Genomic DNA, 15,217 nt, shown 5'->3' with positions numbered 1-15,217 from the left:
GCCTTTTAATTTTTTAGATTTAAGAGCAATCTAAAATCTAAACCGGATATCTAAAATAAAAAAATGACAGGACTCGTTTATAAATCTACAGGGAGCTGGTATACTGTGAAATCTGAAAATGGAGATTTTATAGAATGCCGTATGAAAGGGAAGTTTAGGATGAAAGGTATTAAAAGTACCAATCCTATAGCCGTAGGAGATATTGTGGATTATGAACTCGAAGAAACCTCTGATACATTAACAGGAACGATTCACACCATTCACGAAAGAAAAAACTATATCGTTCGTAAATCGGTGAATTTGTCTCATCAAATGCATATTATCGCTTCGAATATTGATCGGGTTTTTTTATTGATAACCATTAATAATCCACCGACAACATTCAACTTTATCGACCGTTTTTTGGTAACGGCTGAAGCCTACAATATCGAAACGATTTTGGTTTTTAATAAAATAGATACTTTTGATGAGCCTACTTTAGAAGATCAATTGTATATGCAATATGTTTATCAGCAAATTGGTTATAAATGTCTTCGTGTTTCATCAACAGAAATGAAAGGTATTGAAGAGTTAAAAGAAATGATGATCGGTAAAGTAAGTATGTTTTCAGGACATTCCGGTGTTGGTAAATCAACTTTGGTAAATGCGATGGAACCTTCTTTGCATCTTAAAACTAAAACCATTTCTGAAGCCAGTAAACAAGGGCAACATACAACGACTTTTGCAGAAATGTACGATTTGTCTTTTAATGCAAAAATCATCGACACCCCCGGAATTAAAGGTTTTGGGATCGTAGACATGGAAAAAGAAGAAATCAGCGGTTATTTTCCTGAATTTTTCAAATTAAAAGACCAATGTAAGTTCAATAATTGCCTGCACAAAGAAGAACCTCATTGCGCCATAAAAGCGGCTTTAGAAAAAGATGAAATTGCCTGGTCCCGTTACAACAGTTATTTGAAGATTTTAGAAGGAGATGATGAAAATTATCGTACGGATTCTTATGACGAAGACCGAAAAGCAAGTGACGAATTGAGGAAATAATAATTTTAAATTCCAAAATTTTTTAAATTCCAAATTCCAAACGGGGTGGTTTGTGCATTTGTACGGATGTACATCATTGCAAATGACATTTCATCATTCACATTTTATCATTCACAATCATATTATGAAAGTAGTTATTCAAAGAGTTTCAGGAGCATCAGTAACGGTTGATCAGAAAAAGGTTGCGGATATTCAAAAAGGATTGTTGATTTTAGTCGGAATTGAAGAGGCCGATACACAGGATGATATTGAATGGCTGACTGGAAAAATCCTTAAAATGAGAATTTTTGCTGATGAAAATGAGGTTATGAATTGCTCCGTTCAGGATATTGACGGTGATATCATCGTGGTAAGTCAGTTTACACTTCATGCTTCTACTAAAAAAGGGAATCGTCCTTCTTACATAAAAGCGGCGAAACCGGAATTTGCTATACCTATGTATGAGACCTTTGTAACATCTTTAGAAAAAGAGTTTAACAAAAAAGTGCAAGCGGGTATTTTTGGCGCAGATATGAAAGTCAGTTTGTTAAATGATGGCCCGGTTACCATTTTGATGGACAGTAAAAACAGGGAGTAAAAAAGTCTTAAGGATTTGTTAACAACGTCAGAAAATACTATATATTTGACGAAATTTTTTACTAATGAAATGCTCTTTTTACACGTTATTTTTTTTCTTGTTTTCTCTTGTCTCTTTTGCTCAGAAAAACTTCTACACTTCAGCTTCTATTGCAGATAGTCTCAAAGAAAATGCCAATGCTGTTGTTCGTTTAAATCAAATTGATATTGAAATTGCTTCGCAAAGAGATATGACGATTAAAACACAAAAAGTGGTAACGGTTTTGAATGAAAAAGGATTAAAATTAGTGGAAGCATTTGAACACTATGATAAAACAAGTTCTGTAAATAGTATCGAAGCTATTGTTTACGATGCTTTTGGTGTTGAAATCAAGAAAATTAGACGAAAAGATTTTAAAGATCTAAGCACAGTAAGCGGAAGCACTCTTTTTTCAGATAATCGAATTGTTTATTTAGATTATACACCTGTTTCTTATCCTTTTACGATTGTTTATACTAGTGAAGTGGAGACTTCCAATACGGCTTTTATACCCCAATGGTATCCTTTGGCTAGTTATTATTTGAGCATTGAGAAAAGTATCCTAAAGGTTACCTACCCCAATGATCTCGGATTTAAAAAGAAAGAATTCGCATTTTCAGGTTTTGATATTAAAAAAACTACAGATACCAATACCCAATTATCTTATGTGACGGGTACGATTCTAGCGCAAAAAACCGAAGACCTTAGTCCGTCTTACAGCGATCTTTTTCCCAGAGTAATGATGGGGGTGGAGAAATTTCACTTAGAAGGTGTTGATGGAACGGCTACTACCTGGGAAGCCTTTGGTAAATGGTATGGAGATAAGATTTTGACAGGAACTACAGTCCTGCCGGAAGAAACTATTGCCAAAATAAAAGCACTTGTTGGTAACGAAAAAGATCCTGTCAAAAAAGCAAGAATCATTTATGATTATGTTCAGAAAAAATCAAGATACGTAAACATCGCTATTGGTATTGGAGGTTGGAAGCCAATGTACGCAACAGACGTAGACCGTTTGGGATATGGAGATTGCAAGGCACTAACAAATTATACCAAAGCACTGCTACAAACGGTTGATGTTCCTTCCTATAATACAATTTTGTATGGAGACACTTACAAAAGAAATATTCAATCTGACTTTGTTTCCATGCAAGGAAACCATATGATTTTGGCAATTCCAACAGGGGATAGTTATACCTGGTTAGAATGCACAAGTCAGGATGATCCTTTTGGTTATCAGGGAATATTTACAGATGACAGAGACGTTTTAGTGGTGAAGCCTGAAGGAGGGATCATTGTGAGAACTAAAATATACGATGATAAAGGAAATGCACAAACCGATAAAGGAACCTATACTTTAGATGAAAACGGAAGTTTTACAGGTTCAGTTTCAATTGTGTCAGACGGATCTCAGTACAATTCGAAAGCAAGAGTAGAACATCTGCCACCAAATGAAAAAGAAGCACACTATAAAGAATATTGGGATAATATCAATAATTTAAAATTAGAGAAAATAACCTTTACCAACGACAAAGAGAATATCCGTTTTACAGAAAATATTCATGTAAGTGCGGAGAGTTATGCTACTATTTCAGCTAACAAAATGATTTTTGTTGTGGATGCCTTCAATCAGAGTGGTGGTAATGTAAAACGAATCAGAAATAGAAAAAATCCATTTCAAATTCAACGTGGGTATTTGGATTCGGATGAAATCGAAATTAACCTGCCAGCGGGTTTTAGCATTGAATTTTTGCCTGCCCCTTATGAGTTGAAAGGAAAATTCGGAGAATACAAAACCGAAATTATTAAAAAAGAGAATAATAAATTGACATACAAACGCTCTATGTTTTTAAATAAAGGAAAATATTCTAATAAAGAATACGACGAATACCGTCTTTTTATGGAGCAAGTAGCAAAAAATGATAACGCCAAAATTGTACTAATAAAGAACTAATCCAAATGAAAATTAATCAACTACCCATTATTGTATTCGCTTTCTTTTTTTCTCTTCTTAAGCTGACGGCTCAGGAGTTTAAATTAGGGAAAGTTTCCATTGCTGAATTAGAACAAAAAGTACACCCTAAAGATACTGCAGCTTCTGCAGCAGTTTTGTATAAAAAAGGGAAAACAAGCATAGAGTATGATCAAACAGATGGTTTTGTTACTTTGACCGAGGTTGAAACCAGAATTAAAATTTATAAAAAAGAGGGTTATGATCTGGCAAACAAGGAAGTTTGGTATTACTCTGCAAGTAACAGTAGAGAAAAAGTGCTGTTTTCAGAGGCTGCTACGTTTAATTTAGTGGCAGGTAAAATAGAGAAAACAAAGCTTAAAAGCGATGGTTCTTTTGATGAAATTATTAATAAGTACAGAAGCAGAAAAAAAATAACAATGCCTAATGTTAAAGAAGGATCTGTAATCGAATTTAAATATACGATCAGAAGTCCTTTCAGGGAAATTAGGGATTGGGATTTTCAAATGGGTATTCCGGTGAATTATTCGGAGTTTACGAGCTATGTTCCCGAGTACTATGTTTTTAATGTAAGACAAAAAGGATATGTGTTTCCTAAAGTGACAACTGATAAAAATACGAAAAGCATCACTTTTTTAAATAAAGGGGGATCAGGGGGTTCCGGATATTCTAATAGTCAGCATAATTATTTCGAAACCAAAACAAATTATATAGCAGAAAATCTTCCGGCTATGAGAGAGGAAGCTTATGTAAATAATATCGATAATTATACTTCAAGTGTTCAATTTGAGTTGTCAATGGTTCAATTTCCTAATGAACCAATGAAGGCCTATTCTACAGATTGGAACTCAGTAGTTAAAACGATCTATAATTATGATGATTTTGGCCCGGAGTTAAATAAGACAGGGTACTTTGAGGATGATTTAAAAGTAGTATTAGACGGTAAAGTTACAAGTGAAGATCGAATAATGGCGATTTTAAATTATGTAAAATCTTCCGTAAAATGGAACGATTACCTAGGGTATAGCTGCGACAGTGGTGTCAAAAAAGCGTACAAAGAAAAAACGGGTAATATTGCAGATATCAATTTAATGTTAACTGCTATGTTGCGTCATTCGGGTTTAAATGCTAATCCGGTTTTGGTAAGTACGCGTTCGAACGGAATTTCTTTATTCCCTAACAGAACCGCTTTTAATTATGTAATTGCTGCAGTTGAAACTCCAAACGGGACTATTTTACTAGATGCAACAAGTAAATATGCGTCACCTAACATTCTGCCTTTTAGAGTGCTGAACTGGCAGGGGAGATTAATCCGTAAAGATGGAACTTCTGAATCGATTGATTTAGTACCTAAAAAACCATCAGGCGATAATGTTTTTATGAATTATGAGATTGATGCCGAAGGTAAAGTTACAGGAAAAGTAAGAAGACAATGTACCGATTATAATGCCATGTCTTATAGAAATGAGATAGATGGAGTAAAAGAGGATGTCTATCTTGAAAAGTTGGAGAATGAAAATAACAAAATAGAAATCAACGACTACAGCAGAACAAACGAAAAAGAAATTTTACTGCCGGCTATAGAAACCTATTCTTTTAAAGGAGACAATCTGGCCGAAGTAATTGGAGGTAAAATCTACATTAATCCAATGTTGTTTTACACCAATACAGAAAATTCTTTTAAACAGGAAACACGTGAATACCCGGTTGATTTTGGATTTCCTTTTGCAGATAAATTCAATATTACGATTAAGTTACCTGAAGGATTTGCAGTAGAGACGTTACCGGCTCCTGCGGCGATAGCAATGGAGGATAATTTGGGGACTTTTAAGTTTAACATCGCTGAGAACAGTGGTGTACTTCAATTGTCTATCCTGCATCAAATAAATGAGGCAGTTGTTACGCCTGAAAAATATGAGATGTTAAAAGAATATTACAAAGCAATGATTGCTAAAGAAACTGAAAAAGTAGTTTTAAAAAGAATATAAAATGTTATTAAGGGGTATCGGTGTTTTGTTTTTTGTGGTTTCCAGTTCGCTTGGAGTAAATGCTCAAAATCAGGAGTTAGGGAAAGTGACAATTTCGGAGCTCGAGGAAAAAGTAAATCCAAAAGATACGACTGCAGCAGCAGCAATTTTGTTTAAAAAAGGGAAAACATTCTTTACTTATAATTTAAAAAATGGATTTGTAGCCAATCATGTCTATGAATTTAAAATTAAAATCTATAAAAAGGAAGGTCTTAGTTGGGCAGATCAAAACGTACGTTATTACATTGGTTACGAAAATTTGAATGAAGATCACTTGGAGTTTTCTAATGCGGTTACGTATAATCTCGAAAAAGGCGCAATTGTAAAAACAAAACTCGACAGCGAAGGAGCCTTTAAGAAAAAGATAAACAAATATTGGAACGAGAAAACAATAACATTACCCAATGTAAAAGTAGGTTCCATTATCGAGTATAAGTATATTTTGAAATCTGAAAATTTAGTTCGATTTCCTGATTTTGAGATCCAATATAGTATTCCTGTGAATTATTTTGAATACAAAATGGAGATTCCTGAAGTATACATCTATAAACCGATTTTGGTAGGAGGTTTTCCGATCGAAACAGCAGCGAAATTGGTTAAAGGATATCAGGCTTTCGAGGATCAATACAATAAAACAAGTTCGCTTTCTTATCAGCAAATCAATGCTGTTTATAAAGGAAAAGACATACCGGCTTTGGTAAAAGAACCCTATGTTAATAATGTCGATAATTATAGAGGCACTATTCAGCAAGAGCTCGAAAGAATTCGTTCTCCCGATATGCCTGACAAAGATTACACTATTACCTGGGAAGGTGTGGCAAAGAATATTTTTAAAAGTGATAATTTTGGGAAAGAACTTAACGTAAATAATTTTTTATTAGCAGATGTCAAACGATTGTTGACGAACGTTGAATCTCAAAACGAGAGATTAAGCATCATTTTTAATTTCGTTCAAAACAAAATGAATTGGAATGAAGTCAATGATTGTTACACCGATAAAGGGGTGGCCAAAGCATACGCCGATCAAATGGGTAATGTTGCGGAAATTAATTTTATTTTGATAAACATGCTGAAATTGGCAGGCATAGAAGTAAATCCTGTTTTGGTAAGTACAATTGAAAATGGAGTTCCGGTTTATCCGACAAGAACAGGTTTTAACTATGTTATTGCTGCTGCGGAAATTGAGGGTAAACAAATTCTGCTTGACGCTTCTCATAAATTTACTTCTCCGAATATTTTGCCGTTAAGTGTATTAAACTGGAAAGGAAGACTTATCAAGAAAGATGGCACTTCACTTGAAATTGATTTAATGCCGAAAGTAGCATCTAAAGAATATTCGAATATTTTAGCAAAAATAGATGCTTCTGGAGCGATTGATGGAAAAATAAGGATTCAGAGAACAGATTACGATGCTTATAGTTTTAGAATTAAAAATGCGACTAAAAGCGAAGCTAGTTATCTTGAGAAATTGGAAGAACAATTGGGAAATTTGAAAGTTTCGGATTATAAAATTGAAAATAAAAAAACGACCTTAAATGATCCTATTATAGAAACGTATTCCTTTACGTCAGAAAATCAATTCGAGAGAATAGGAGGAAAGATATTTATTGATCCGCTTTTGTTTTTTACAACGTCAAAAAATCCTTTTAATCAGGAAAACAGACAAATGCCGGTTTATTTTGGTTATCCGACACAAGAGAAAATAAACGTAAACTTGGAGATTCCTGCGGGTTATATAGTAGAGTCATTGCCTGCTCCTGTTAGGATTTCGTTAGAAAATAAAGAAATGGTTTATGTTTTAAGCATTGCCAATATTGATAACAAAATTCAAATTAGTTGTACAAAAGAGATTAACAGTAGTATTTTTGCAGCAGATCAATACAGCGGATTAAAAGATTTTTTCCAGAAGATGATCGGAAGTCAAAATGAAAAAATTGTTCTAAAAAAAGTATAAAAATGGATTTGAAAAACGCACAATTAGACGTAGATACCTGGATCAAAGAACATGGAGTTCGTTATTTTAATGAATTGACCAACATGGCACAACTTACAGAAGAAGTAGGTGAAGTGGCCCGAATCATTGCCCGTCGCTACGGAGAGCAATCCGAAAAGGAAAGCGATAAAAATAAAGATTTAGGCGAAGAACTTGCCGATGTTGTATTTGTGGTTTTATGTCTGGCGAACCAAACCGGTATAGATTTGCAAGCCGCTTTTGATAATAAAATGGATTTGAAATCGGTGAGAGACAAAGATCGTCACAAAAACAACGATAAATTAAAATAATGTGATAAGTCACGGCAAAGTTTTGGTGTGTCCTTTTTTTAAAATAAATTTGCGGAAATGCATAAAACAACACGCCTAAAATGAATTTAGTACTACACACCAATCATAAAAACTTAGAAGGTCAAATAGCAGTTACAGGATCAAAAAGCGAAACCAATCGTTTGTTGTTGCTAAAAGCACTGTTTCCGAATATTACTTTAGCCAATACCTCAAACTCTGATGACAGCGAAGTAATGCAAAAAGCTTTGATTGGAAAGGATGAAATTGTAGACATTCACCATGCCGGAACTGCAATGCGTTTCTTGACAGCCTACTTTGCTGTAAACGAAGGACGCGAAGTGGTAATGACGGGTTCAAGCAGAATGCAAGAGCGTCCGATAAAAATTTTAGTTGAAGCTTTGGCACAATTAGGAGTTGAAATTTCATATGAAAAAGAAGTTGGATATCCGCCAATACGAATCAAAGGAAAAAAAGTTAGCGCTTCAAAAGTAACTTTGGCTGCCAATGTAAGCAGTCAGTATATTTCAGCACTTTTATTAGTAGCCTCAAAATTAGAAAACGGTTTAGAGCTTACTTTAGAAGGAGAAATTACTTCGATTCCATACATTAATATGACGCTCGCTTTGTTAAAAGATTTAGAGATTCAGACTAGTTTTGAAGGGAATGTGATCAAAGTTTATCCAAAAGAGACCGTTGCTTCAAAAGAAATGGTGGTAGAGTCTGATTGGAGTTCTGCCTCTTACTTTTTTAGTTTAGTGGCATTGGCAGATCAGGCATCGATTACATTAAGCAGTTATAAAAAAGACAGTTTACAAGGAGATTCCGCTTTGGTTGGTATTTACGAGAAAATGGGAGTAGAAACGACTTTCGAAGGAAATAAAATGACTTTGAAAAAACAACCCAACTTTAAACATGAAACATTAAATCTGGAATTAAACAATACCCCCGACATAGCACAAACCATTGTGGTGACTTGTTTAGGTTTAGGAATTGGATGTCATTTAACAGGTCTTCATACTTTAAAAATCAAAGAAACGGACCGATTGGAAGCTTTGCGAATCGAGCTAACAAAATTAGGAGCCACTATTTCGGTTACTAACGACAGTCTGACTTTGGTTGCTTCAGAAAGTATCAATCACAATATAAAAATTGCTACTTACAACGATCACCGTATGGCAATGGCATTTGCTCCTTTAGCACTTAAAGTTCCAATTATTATCGAAGACGCCGAAGTAGTTTCAAAATCATATCCGGATTTCTGGAATGATTTAAAAGCATTAAAATTCGAGGTTTCTGAATTGTAATTATTGATTCAACCATATAAGTAATATAAGTTCATTTAAAAAATGCGCTTAATTGGAACAACCTTCGGTTTTAACCCGGAGGTTTTTTTTTGACTTGGTTTAATGTGAATTTTTATCACGTAGATCGACAGATTTATTTGGATTTTTTTTGTTTTAAAAGTAGAATGGAGAACTGTTTTGCATTTTACATCTCTCCGATAGGTAAGCGAGCGCCCCAATCATAAAATTTAGTTTAAATGAACTTACATCACTTATATGGTTTAAAAAAAACGAACATTTTGAGATGTCTGCAATATATAAGTGAGCGCCCCAGTCATAAAGTTTAGTTTAAATGAACTTACATTACTTATATGGTTTAAAAACACACACATTTTGAGATCTCTGCAATATATAAGTGAGCGCCCCAATCATAAAGTTTAGTTTAAATGAACTTACCTCACTTATATGGTTTAAAAAAAGCACATTTTGAGATGTCTGCGATATATAAGTGAGCGCCCCAATCATAAAGTTTGGTTTAAATGAACTTACATCACTTATATGGTTTAAAAAAACACACACATTTTGAGATCTCCACGATAGATAAGTAAACGCCCCAATCATAAAGTTTAGTTTAAATGAACTTACATCACTTATATGGTTTAAAAAAACATACACATTTTGAGATCTCCGCGATAGATAAGTGAGCACTCCAATCATAAGGTTTAGTTAAAATGAACTGATATCACTTATATGGTTTAAAAAACACCTTTTTTAATAAGGTCAAAGTGGCAGTAAATCAAGGACTTTTGAAAATAAACAGCAAAACACTTGACAACGCCTATCTCACAATCGTATATTTGCACTCGATTTATAATTTTAGATAAAAAATCTAAATTCTACATTCTAAAATCAACAATTCAAATATGAAATTATCACATTTTCAGTTTAATTTACCGAAAGAACTTTTAGCCGAATTCCCAGCAGAAAACAGAGACGAGTCTCGTTTAATGGTAATTGACCGTCAAAAACAAACTATAGAGCACAAAATGTTCAAAGATGTTATCAATTATTTTGATGATGGAGACGTTTTGATTCTTAACAATACTAAAGTTTTCCCGGCACGTTTGTACGGAAACAAAGAAAAAACAGGAGCAAGAATTGAAGTTTTCTTATTGAGAGAATTAAATTCTGAGCAACGTCTTTGGGACGTTTTGGTTGATCCGGCCCGTAAAATCAGAATTGGTAACAAACTTTATTTCGGTGATGACGATTCGTTAGTTGCTGAGGTAATCGACAATACTACTTCTCGTGGTAGAACATTACGTTTTTTATATGATGGTTCTTACGAAGAATTCAGAAATAAATTAACAGAACTTGGAGAAACTCCAATCCCAAAATACATCAACAGAGAGGTAACAGCAGAAGATGCTGAAAGGTACCAAACTATTTATGCAAAAGAAGAAGGAGCTGTAGCGGCACCAACTGCAGGTTTACACTTCTCGAAACACCTTTTGAAAAAATTAGAAATCAAAGGAATAAACTTTGCAGAAGTAACATTACACGTTGGTTTAGGAACTTTCAACCCGGTTGAAGTAGAAGATTTGTCTAAACACAAAATGGATTCAGAAGAATTGATTATCAATCAGGAAGCTTGTGATATTGTAAATGCTGCAAAAGCAAACAGAAAACGTATCTGTGCCGTTGGAACAACTTCAATGCGTGCGATCGAAAGTTCTGTATCTTCTCAAAATACCTTAAATCCTTACGAAGGATGGACGAATAAATTTATTTTTCCTCCTCACGATTTTAGTATTGCGAACTGTATGATTACAAATTTCCACACACCGAAATCTACTTTATTAATGATGATTTCAGCTTTCTGTGGTCATGATTTAATGAAAAGAGCCTACGAAGAAGCAATCAAAGAAGAATACAAATTCTATTCTTACGGAGATGCCATGCTGATCATCTAATTAGAAATAAGATTAAAATAAGAAAACCCATCGTTATGATGGGTTTTTTGTTTTTGGGAAGGTTTGATTCTTTTGTTTCAGGTTTCAGGTTTCACGTTTGGAACCTGGAACCTGAAACCTGAAACTTGAAACTTGAAACCTGAAACTTGAAACCTGAAACTTGAAACCTGAAACTTGAAACCTGAAACTTGAAACCTGAAACCTGAGACAAACAAAAACATTTTCCTATTTTTACAAACAAAACAAAAACAATGACTTTTCTAAATACACGCGAATTCGCGAAACAACTTGACTCACAAGATGCTTTAAATAAGTATCAGGAGCAATTCATTTTTCCAAAAGTAAACGATAAACGGGTGATCTATTTTACCGGAAACTCTTTGGGATTACAGCCAAAACGCACCAAAGCCTATATCGATGAAGTAATGAATGATTGGGCAGAACTTGCTGTTGAAGGTCATTTTTATGCGCAGAAACCTTGGTGGGACTATCAAGAAAGATTTGCTGAACCACTGAGTAAAATTGTGGGAGCTTTACCTTCAGAAGTGACGGTGATGAATACTTTAACGGTGAATCTGCATTTATTGATGGTTTCTTTTTATCAGCCAACGGCAACGCGTTATAAAATTATCTGCGAAGAAAAAGCCTTTCCTTCAGATCAATATATGTTTCAAAGTCAGGTACATTTTCATGGATATAAACCCGAAGACGCGATTGTAGAAATCAAACGTCGTGAAGGAGAACACAATATTCGTCTGGAAGATGTTTTGGCAAAAATAGAAGAAGTGGGTGATGAACTGGCTTTGGTTTTAATAGGTGGAGTAAATTATTACACCGGGCAGGTTTTTGATATCAAAACCATTACTGCAGCAGGACATAAGGCAGGAGCAAAAGTAGGTTGGGATCTGGCACACGCTGCCGGAAACATCAAATTGGAACTGCACGACTGGAAGGTAGATTTCGCAGCCTGGTGCAGTTATAAATATATGAACTCAGGACCGGGAAATGCTTCGGGCTGTTTTGTACATGAAAAACACCATTCTAATCCTGACTTACCTCGTTTTGCAGGCTGGTGGGGACATAATAAAGAACGTCGTTTTAAAATGGAACCGACTTTTGACCCTGTTAATGGAGCAGGAGGATGGCAAATTAGTAATTTACCGATACTTTCATTGGCTCCCTATTTGGCTTCCGTAGAAATGTTTGCCGAAGTAGGTATGGAGGCGCTGATTGCTAAAAGAGATCATATTACGGCTTACTTAGAATTTGTTTTACAAGAGATCGATAAAGAAGTAGAGAGTACTTTCGAAATTATTACACCTTCAAATCCAGAAGAAAGAGCGTCACAATTGTCTGTTTTTTTACATGGCGAAGGCAGAAGTTTATTTGACTATTTGATGAAAAATGGCGTTATAACAGATTGGCGTGAACCTAATGTAATTCGTTTAGCCCCAGTGCCATTGTATTGTTCTTATGAAGATATGTATGATTTTGGGCAAATTCTTAAAAAAGGGATTTTAGCCAAACAATAAGCAATCGTGTAATTCTGTAATTTTTCGACCGAATCCTATAACATATGGGTTTGGTATTCTGCTTTATTTTGTAGGGTATAAATGTAAAATCCAACAACATGAAAACAGTATGTGTACTAATTGTAACCTTAATGATCATTTCCTGTCAAAATCAGGATAAGATGGATCTCAATAAGGCAAAGCAAGCCAGTATTGATTCGATGAAAGTAGAGATTAGCAAGCAAAGGATTATCGATTCAATGAAGGTTGAAATGGCCAGATTGGAAAGTGAAAAAGAAAAAGCAGAAGCTCAGAAAGTAGTCGTGATGAATGAGCAGCGTGACGAAAGAGCAACGCCACCACCAACTGCCAAAAAGAAAGGCTGGAGTTCTGCGGCAAAAGGCGCTGTAATTGGTGCCGGAGTAGGCGCTATTACCGGAGCAGCAGTGAGTAAGAAAAAGGGACAAGGAGCTGTGATCGGAGGATTGGCCGGAGCCGGAATTGGTGCCGGAACAGGAGCGATTATAGATTCCAAAAAGAATAAAAAAGAGTAAATTTAAATATAAAAGCCCCGAGTTCAGTTGAACCCGGGGCTTTCCGTTTTTAGCAATGTTCAGGAACTTTAATTTCCGTTAGCTCTATTTTATAAGAATTAAATTGCTCCTTAATTTGGTTGAAATCAGCTTTAAAGTATAGTGTTGATTCTAGCAAATTTTGATAATATTCAATGCCCTTAAAAAGATTGGATTTAAAAGTATTCCATTTTTTTAATTGATTGGAAGTAACTTCTTCTGTTGTATTCTCAATTTCATTTCTAAGGTAATCCAAATACATTTTTAGTTCTTTTACCAATAGATTGGGGCGGTTTGAAGTTCGTAAAACAGATTTATTTCCATAGATATGTTGCAGCATTTCTTTTAAGGAAACTTCCTGATCAAAGTAGGCCATATTGGGACCGGGACAGATTACAACACCCTGAGCCTGCCCTTTTATTTTAATTTCATTTTCCAGATAACTGGCGTTGGCCAAACCAACACATAAGCAAGATTTCTCGGTGATTTTTGTTCTCTCTTTTTCATAAACAGAAGTTGAAATCGTGCTTTTTGAATTTTCCAGTTCCGCCAGTTTTATGTCTTGGTATTTTTTTGAAGCCGTGCAAATTCCTGTTGGATCGTATTCCTTGCTTAAAGCCAGAAATCGCTTGGGACAAGAACTCCCTGCTTTGTTTTCCTGAATACGTTTTTGTTTTAGTAATTCATTTGTCGAATTTTTCAATGAATTGAAAGGAACTCCTAAAGGCGAAATGTGACTTAAATAAAGATCTTCTTCTTTGGCATTGATCAATAAGCTTCTGGTTTCCTGATCGACAGAAGTAGCTTCGGGAACCAGTAAAAAAGGAGTACCCCATCCAATCGAATCGATTTGATAGGTTTCTAGTAAAAAGTCATGTTCTTCGGCAGTTCCAACCCCGCCCTGAACGGTAATTTTTGTCGCTAAAGCCTGTTCAGGAAAAGATTTGTTTTTTTGCTGTAATGCCTTAATCATTAATTCGTGGGACGATTGTACTAATTGTTCTTTTTTCTGCCTGAATTCGTCTAAAATTGGGCCTAAGAGCAGTCCATCCGTAGCGAAAGCGTGTCCGCCACAGTTCAAACCCGACTCGATGCGGTATTCAGAAACCCAAAGCCCTTTTTTGGCCAAAAAATTGCCTTGAATCATAGCCGAACGAAAATCACTTACTTTTAGAATGATTTTCTTTTTGAGTGCATTGTTTTGATCGGGATAAAAATCAGGGAAATTCTCAAAATAGCTAAAAAGTCTTGGATTCATCCCGGCGGACAATACGATAGAGGAATCGAGATTGCTGTTTGCAAAACCTCTTAAAGCAGCATGAGCATCATTAAACGCAATCGGAAGTTGGGTATTCCTGACAAAATTGTCTTTATCGAGTTTCGTCATAATATTGACATCAATAGCACCCGCCGAAAGATGCGATTCAATGTAATTTTGAATATTTTCCTTGAAAGAAATTCCATCCTCAAGTAAATTCTGAAAACCTTTTTTGATGATGGAGGTATTCGGTAACATGGCCATGAAATTCTCAAGAACTACTTTGCTTTCCGCCAATTCTGTTTTGAAATTTTGAAATTTTTGCTTTACAATTTTATCGACTAAATTGAGATAAGAAGTGATGCGTTCCGCACGGTGATCTTGAATTTTTTGGCTTATTTCCTGATATGGCTGATTGAATTTTGTGCTGTAAAAAAGCCTCATTTTTTCGATTAACTCATCATCGGCAATAGAGATTACAGATGAAATACCATATTGCGCAACCCGAATCGGACTGTCTATAGTATAAGCAAGCCCCATTACCGGAATATGAAAAGTGTGTAGATTTTTCTGTGTCATTTACTTTTACGTTAAGAAAGCAAATGTTGGAAAAAAGATTCGCTAAAAAGCTGATAAATATCATCTTTAAGCTGAATTCGATTAATATTTAAAATTTTAAAATGTTCTGCACCTGTAAGGTCT

The 15,217-nt window shown here is 34.9% G+C and carries 11 protein-coding genes; 10 read left to right on the top strand and 1 reads right to left on the bottom strand.

The genetic code is table 11. The features are described 5' to 3' along the window. The first annotated feature begins 63 nt into the window (after positions 1-63). The 10 genes from rsgA (at position 64) to AB674_RS19520 (ending at position 13,239) form a co-directional block, all read left to right on the top strand. The gene (rsgA, locus tag AB674_RS19565; protein ID WP_047778974.1) at positions 64-1,041 is read left to right on the top strand and encodes a ribosome small subunit-dependent GTPase A; all 978 of its coding nucleotides are present in this window, start codon (positions 64-66) and stop codon (positions 1,039-1,041) included. Positions 1,042-1,165: 124 nt separating this feature from the next. Then, complete coding sequence (dtd, locus tag AB674_RS19560; RefSeq protein WP_047778997.1) at positions 1,166-1,618, top strand: D-aminoacyl-tRNA deacylase; 453 nt, start codon at positions 1,166-1,168, stop codon at positions 1,616-1,618. Positions 1,619-1,682: 64 nt separating this feature from the next. Beyond that, positions 1,683-3,590: a DUF3857 domain-containing protein gene (locus AB674_RS19555; protein ID WP_047778973.1), complete on the top strand. Its 1,908-nt coding sequence runs from the start codon at positions 1,683-1,685 to the stop codon at positions 3,588-3,590. A gap of 5 nt (positions 3,591-3,595) precedes the next feature. Then, complete coding sequence (locus AB674_RS19550; protein ID WP_047778972.1) at positions 3,596-5,596, top strand: DUF3857 domain-containing protein; 2,001 nt, start codon at positions 3,596-3,598, stop codon at positions 5,594-5,596. A 1-nt stretch (position 5,597) separates the two neighbouring features. Beyond that, entirely contained in the window at positions 5,598-7,589 is a 1,992-nt protein-coding gene (locus tag AB674_RS19545; RefSeq protein ID WP_047778971.1) for a DUF3857 domain-containing protein, read from the top strand. Positions 7,590-7,591: 2 nt separating this feature from the next. Further along, positions 7,592-7,918 carry a nucleotide pyrophosphohydrolase gene (locus AB674_RS19540; RefSeq protein WP_047778970.1) on the top strand — a complete coding sequence of 109 codons (327 nt, stop codon included), beginning with the start codon at positions 7,592-7,594 and terminating at the stop codon, positions 7,916-7,918. 80 nt (positions 7,919-7,998) lie between these two features. Further along, a complete protein-coding gene (gene aroA / locus AB674_RS19535) occupies positions 7,999-9,222 on the top strand; it encodes a 3-phosphoshikimate 1-carboxyvinyltransferase (RefSeq protein WP_047778969.1) in 1,224 nt (407 codons plus the stop codon). Positions 9,223-10,124: 902 nt separating this feature from the next. Further along, a complete protein-coding gene (gene queA / locus AB674_RS19530; RefSeq protein WP_047778968.1) occupies positions 10,125-11,174 on the top strand; it encodes a tRNA preQ1(34) S-adenosylmethionine ribosyltransferase-isomerase QueA in 1,050 nt (349 codons plus the stop codon). A 251-nt stretch (positions 11,175-11,425) separates the two neighbouring features. Then, complete coding sequence (gene kynU / locus AB674_RS19525; protein ID WP_047778967.1) at positions 11,426-12,706, top strand: kynureninase; 1,281 nt, start codon at positions 11,426-11,428, stop codon at positions 12,704-12,706. A gap of 98 nt (positions 12,707-12,804) precedes the next feature. Continuing rightward, positions 12,805-13,239, top strand: a complete 435-nt coding sequence (locus tag AB674_RS19520; RefSeq protein WP_047778966.1) for a glycine zipper family protein — start codon at positions 12,805-12,807, stop codon at positions 13,237-13,239. A 49-nt stretch (positions 13,240-13,288) separates the two neighbouring features. On the opposite strand, the gene AB674_RS19515 is transcribed toward AB674_RS19520, so the two are convergent. Then, the gene (locus AB674_RS19515; RefSeq protein ID WP_047778965.1) at positions 13,289-15,094 is read right to left on the bottom strand and encodes a hypothetical protein; all 1,806 of its coding nucleotides are present in this window, start codon (positions 15,092-15,094) and stop codon (positions 13,289-13,291) included. Positions 15,095-15,217: the final 123 nt, after the last annotated feature.

This window comes from Flavobacterium sp. ABG (assembly GCF_001027725.1).
GTDB lineage: Bacteria > Bacteroidota > Bacteroidia > Flavobacteriales > Flavobacteriaceae > Flavobacterium > Flavobacterium cupriresistens.
The sequence above is the reverse complement of the archived record's forward strand: the minus strand, read 5'-3'. Positions and strand labels throughout refer to the sequence as shown.

What these genes read in the sequence shown, in the direction of transcription:
- rsgA (WP_047778974.1), top strand. Translation starts at nt 64, where the DNA reads ATGACAGGACTCGTTTATAAATCTACAGGGAGCTGGTATACTGTGAAA.
- AB674_RS19540 (WP_047778970.1), top strand. Translation starts at nt 7,592, where the DNA reads ATGGATTTGAAAAACGCACAATTAGACGTAGATACCTGGATCAAAGAA.
- AB674_RS19520 (WP_047778966.1), top strand. Translation starts at nt 12,805, where the DNA reads ATGAAAACAGTATGTGTACTAATTGTAACCTTAATGATCATTTCCTGT.
- AB674_RS19555 (WP_047778973.1), top strand. Translation starts at nt 1,683, where the DNA reads ATGAAATGCTCTTTTTACACGTTATTTTTTTTCTTGTTTTCTCTTGTC.
- AB674_RS19545 (WP_047778971.1), top strand. Translation starts at nt 5,598, where the DNA reads ATGTTATTAAGGGGTATCGGTGTTTTGTTTTTTGTGGTTTCCAGTTCG.
- kynU (WP_047778967.1), top strand. Translation starts at nt 11,426, where the DNA reads ATGACTTTTCTAAATACACGCGAATTCGCGAAACAACTTGACTCACAA.
- AB674_RS19550 (WP_047778972.1), top strand. Translation starts at nt 3,596, where the DNA reads ATGAAAATTAATCAACTACCCATTATTGTATTCGCTTTCTTTTTTTCT.
- queA (WP_047778968.1), top strand. Translation starts at nt 10,125, where the DNA reads ATGAAATTATCACATTTTCAGTTTAATTTACCGAAAGAACTTTTAGCC.
- dtd (WP_047778997.1), top strand. Translation starts at nt 1,166, where the DNA reads ATGAAAGTAGTTATTCAAAGAGTTTCAGGAGCATCAGTAACGGTTGAT.
- aroA (WP_047778969.1), top strand. Translation starts at nt 7,999, where the DNA reads ATGAATTTAGTACTACACACCAATCATAAAAACTTAGAAGGTCAAATA.
- AB674_RS19515 (WP_047778965.1), bottom strand. Translation starts at nt 15,094, where the DNA reads ATGACACAGAAAAATCTACACACTTTTCATATTCCGGTAATGGGGCTT.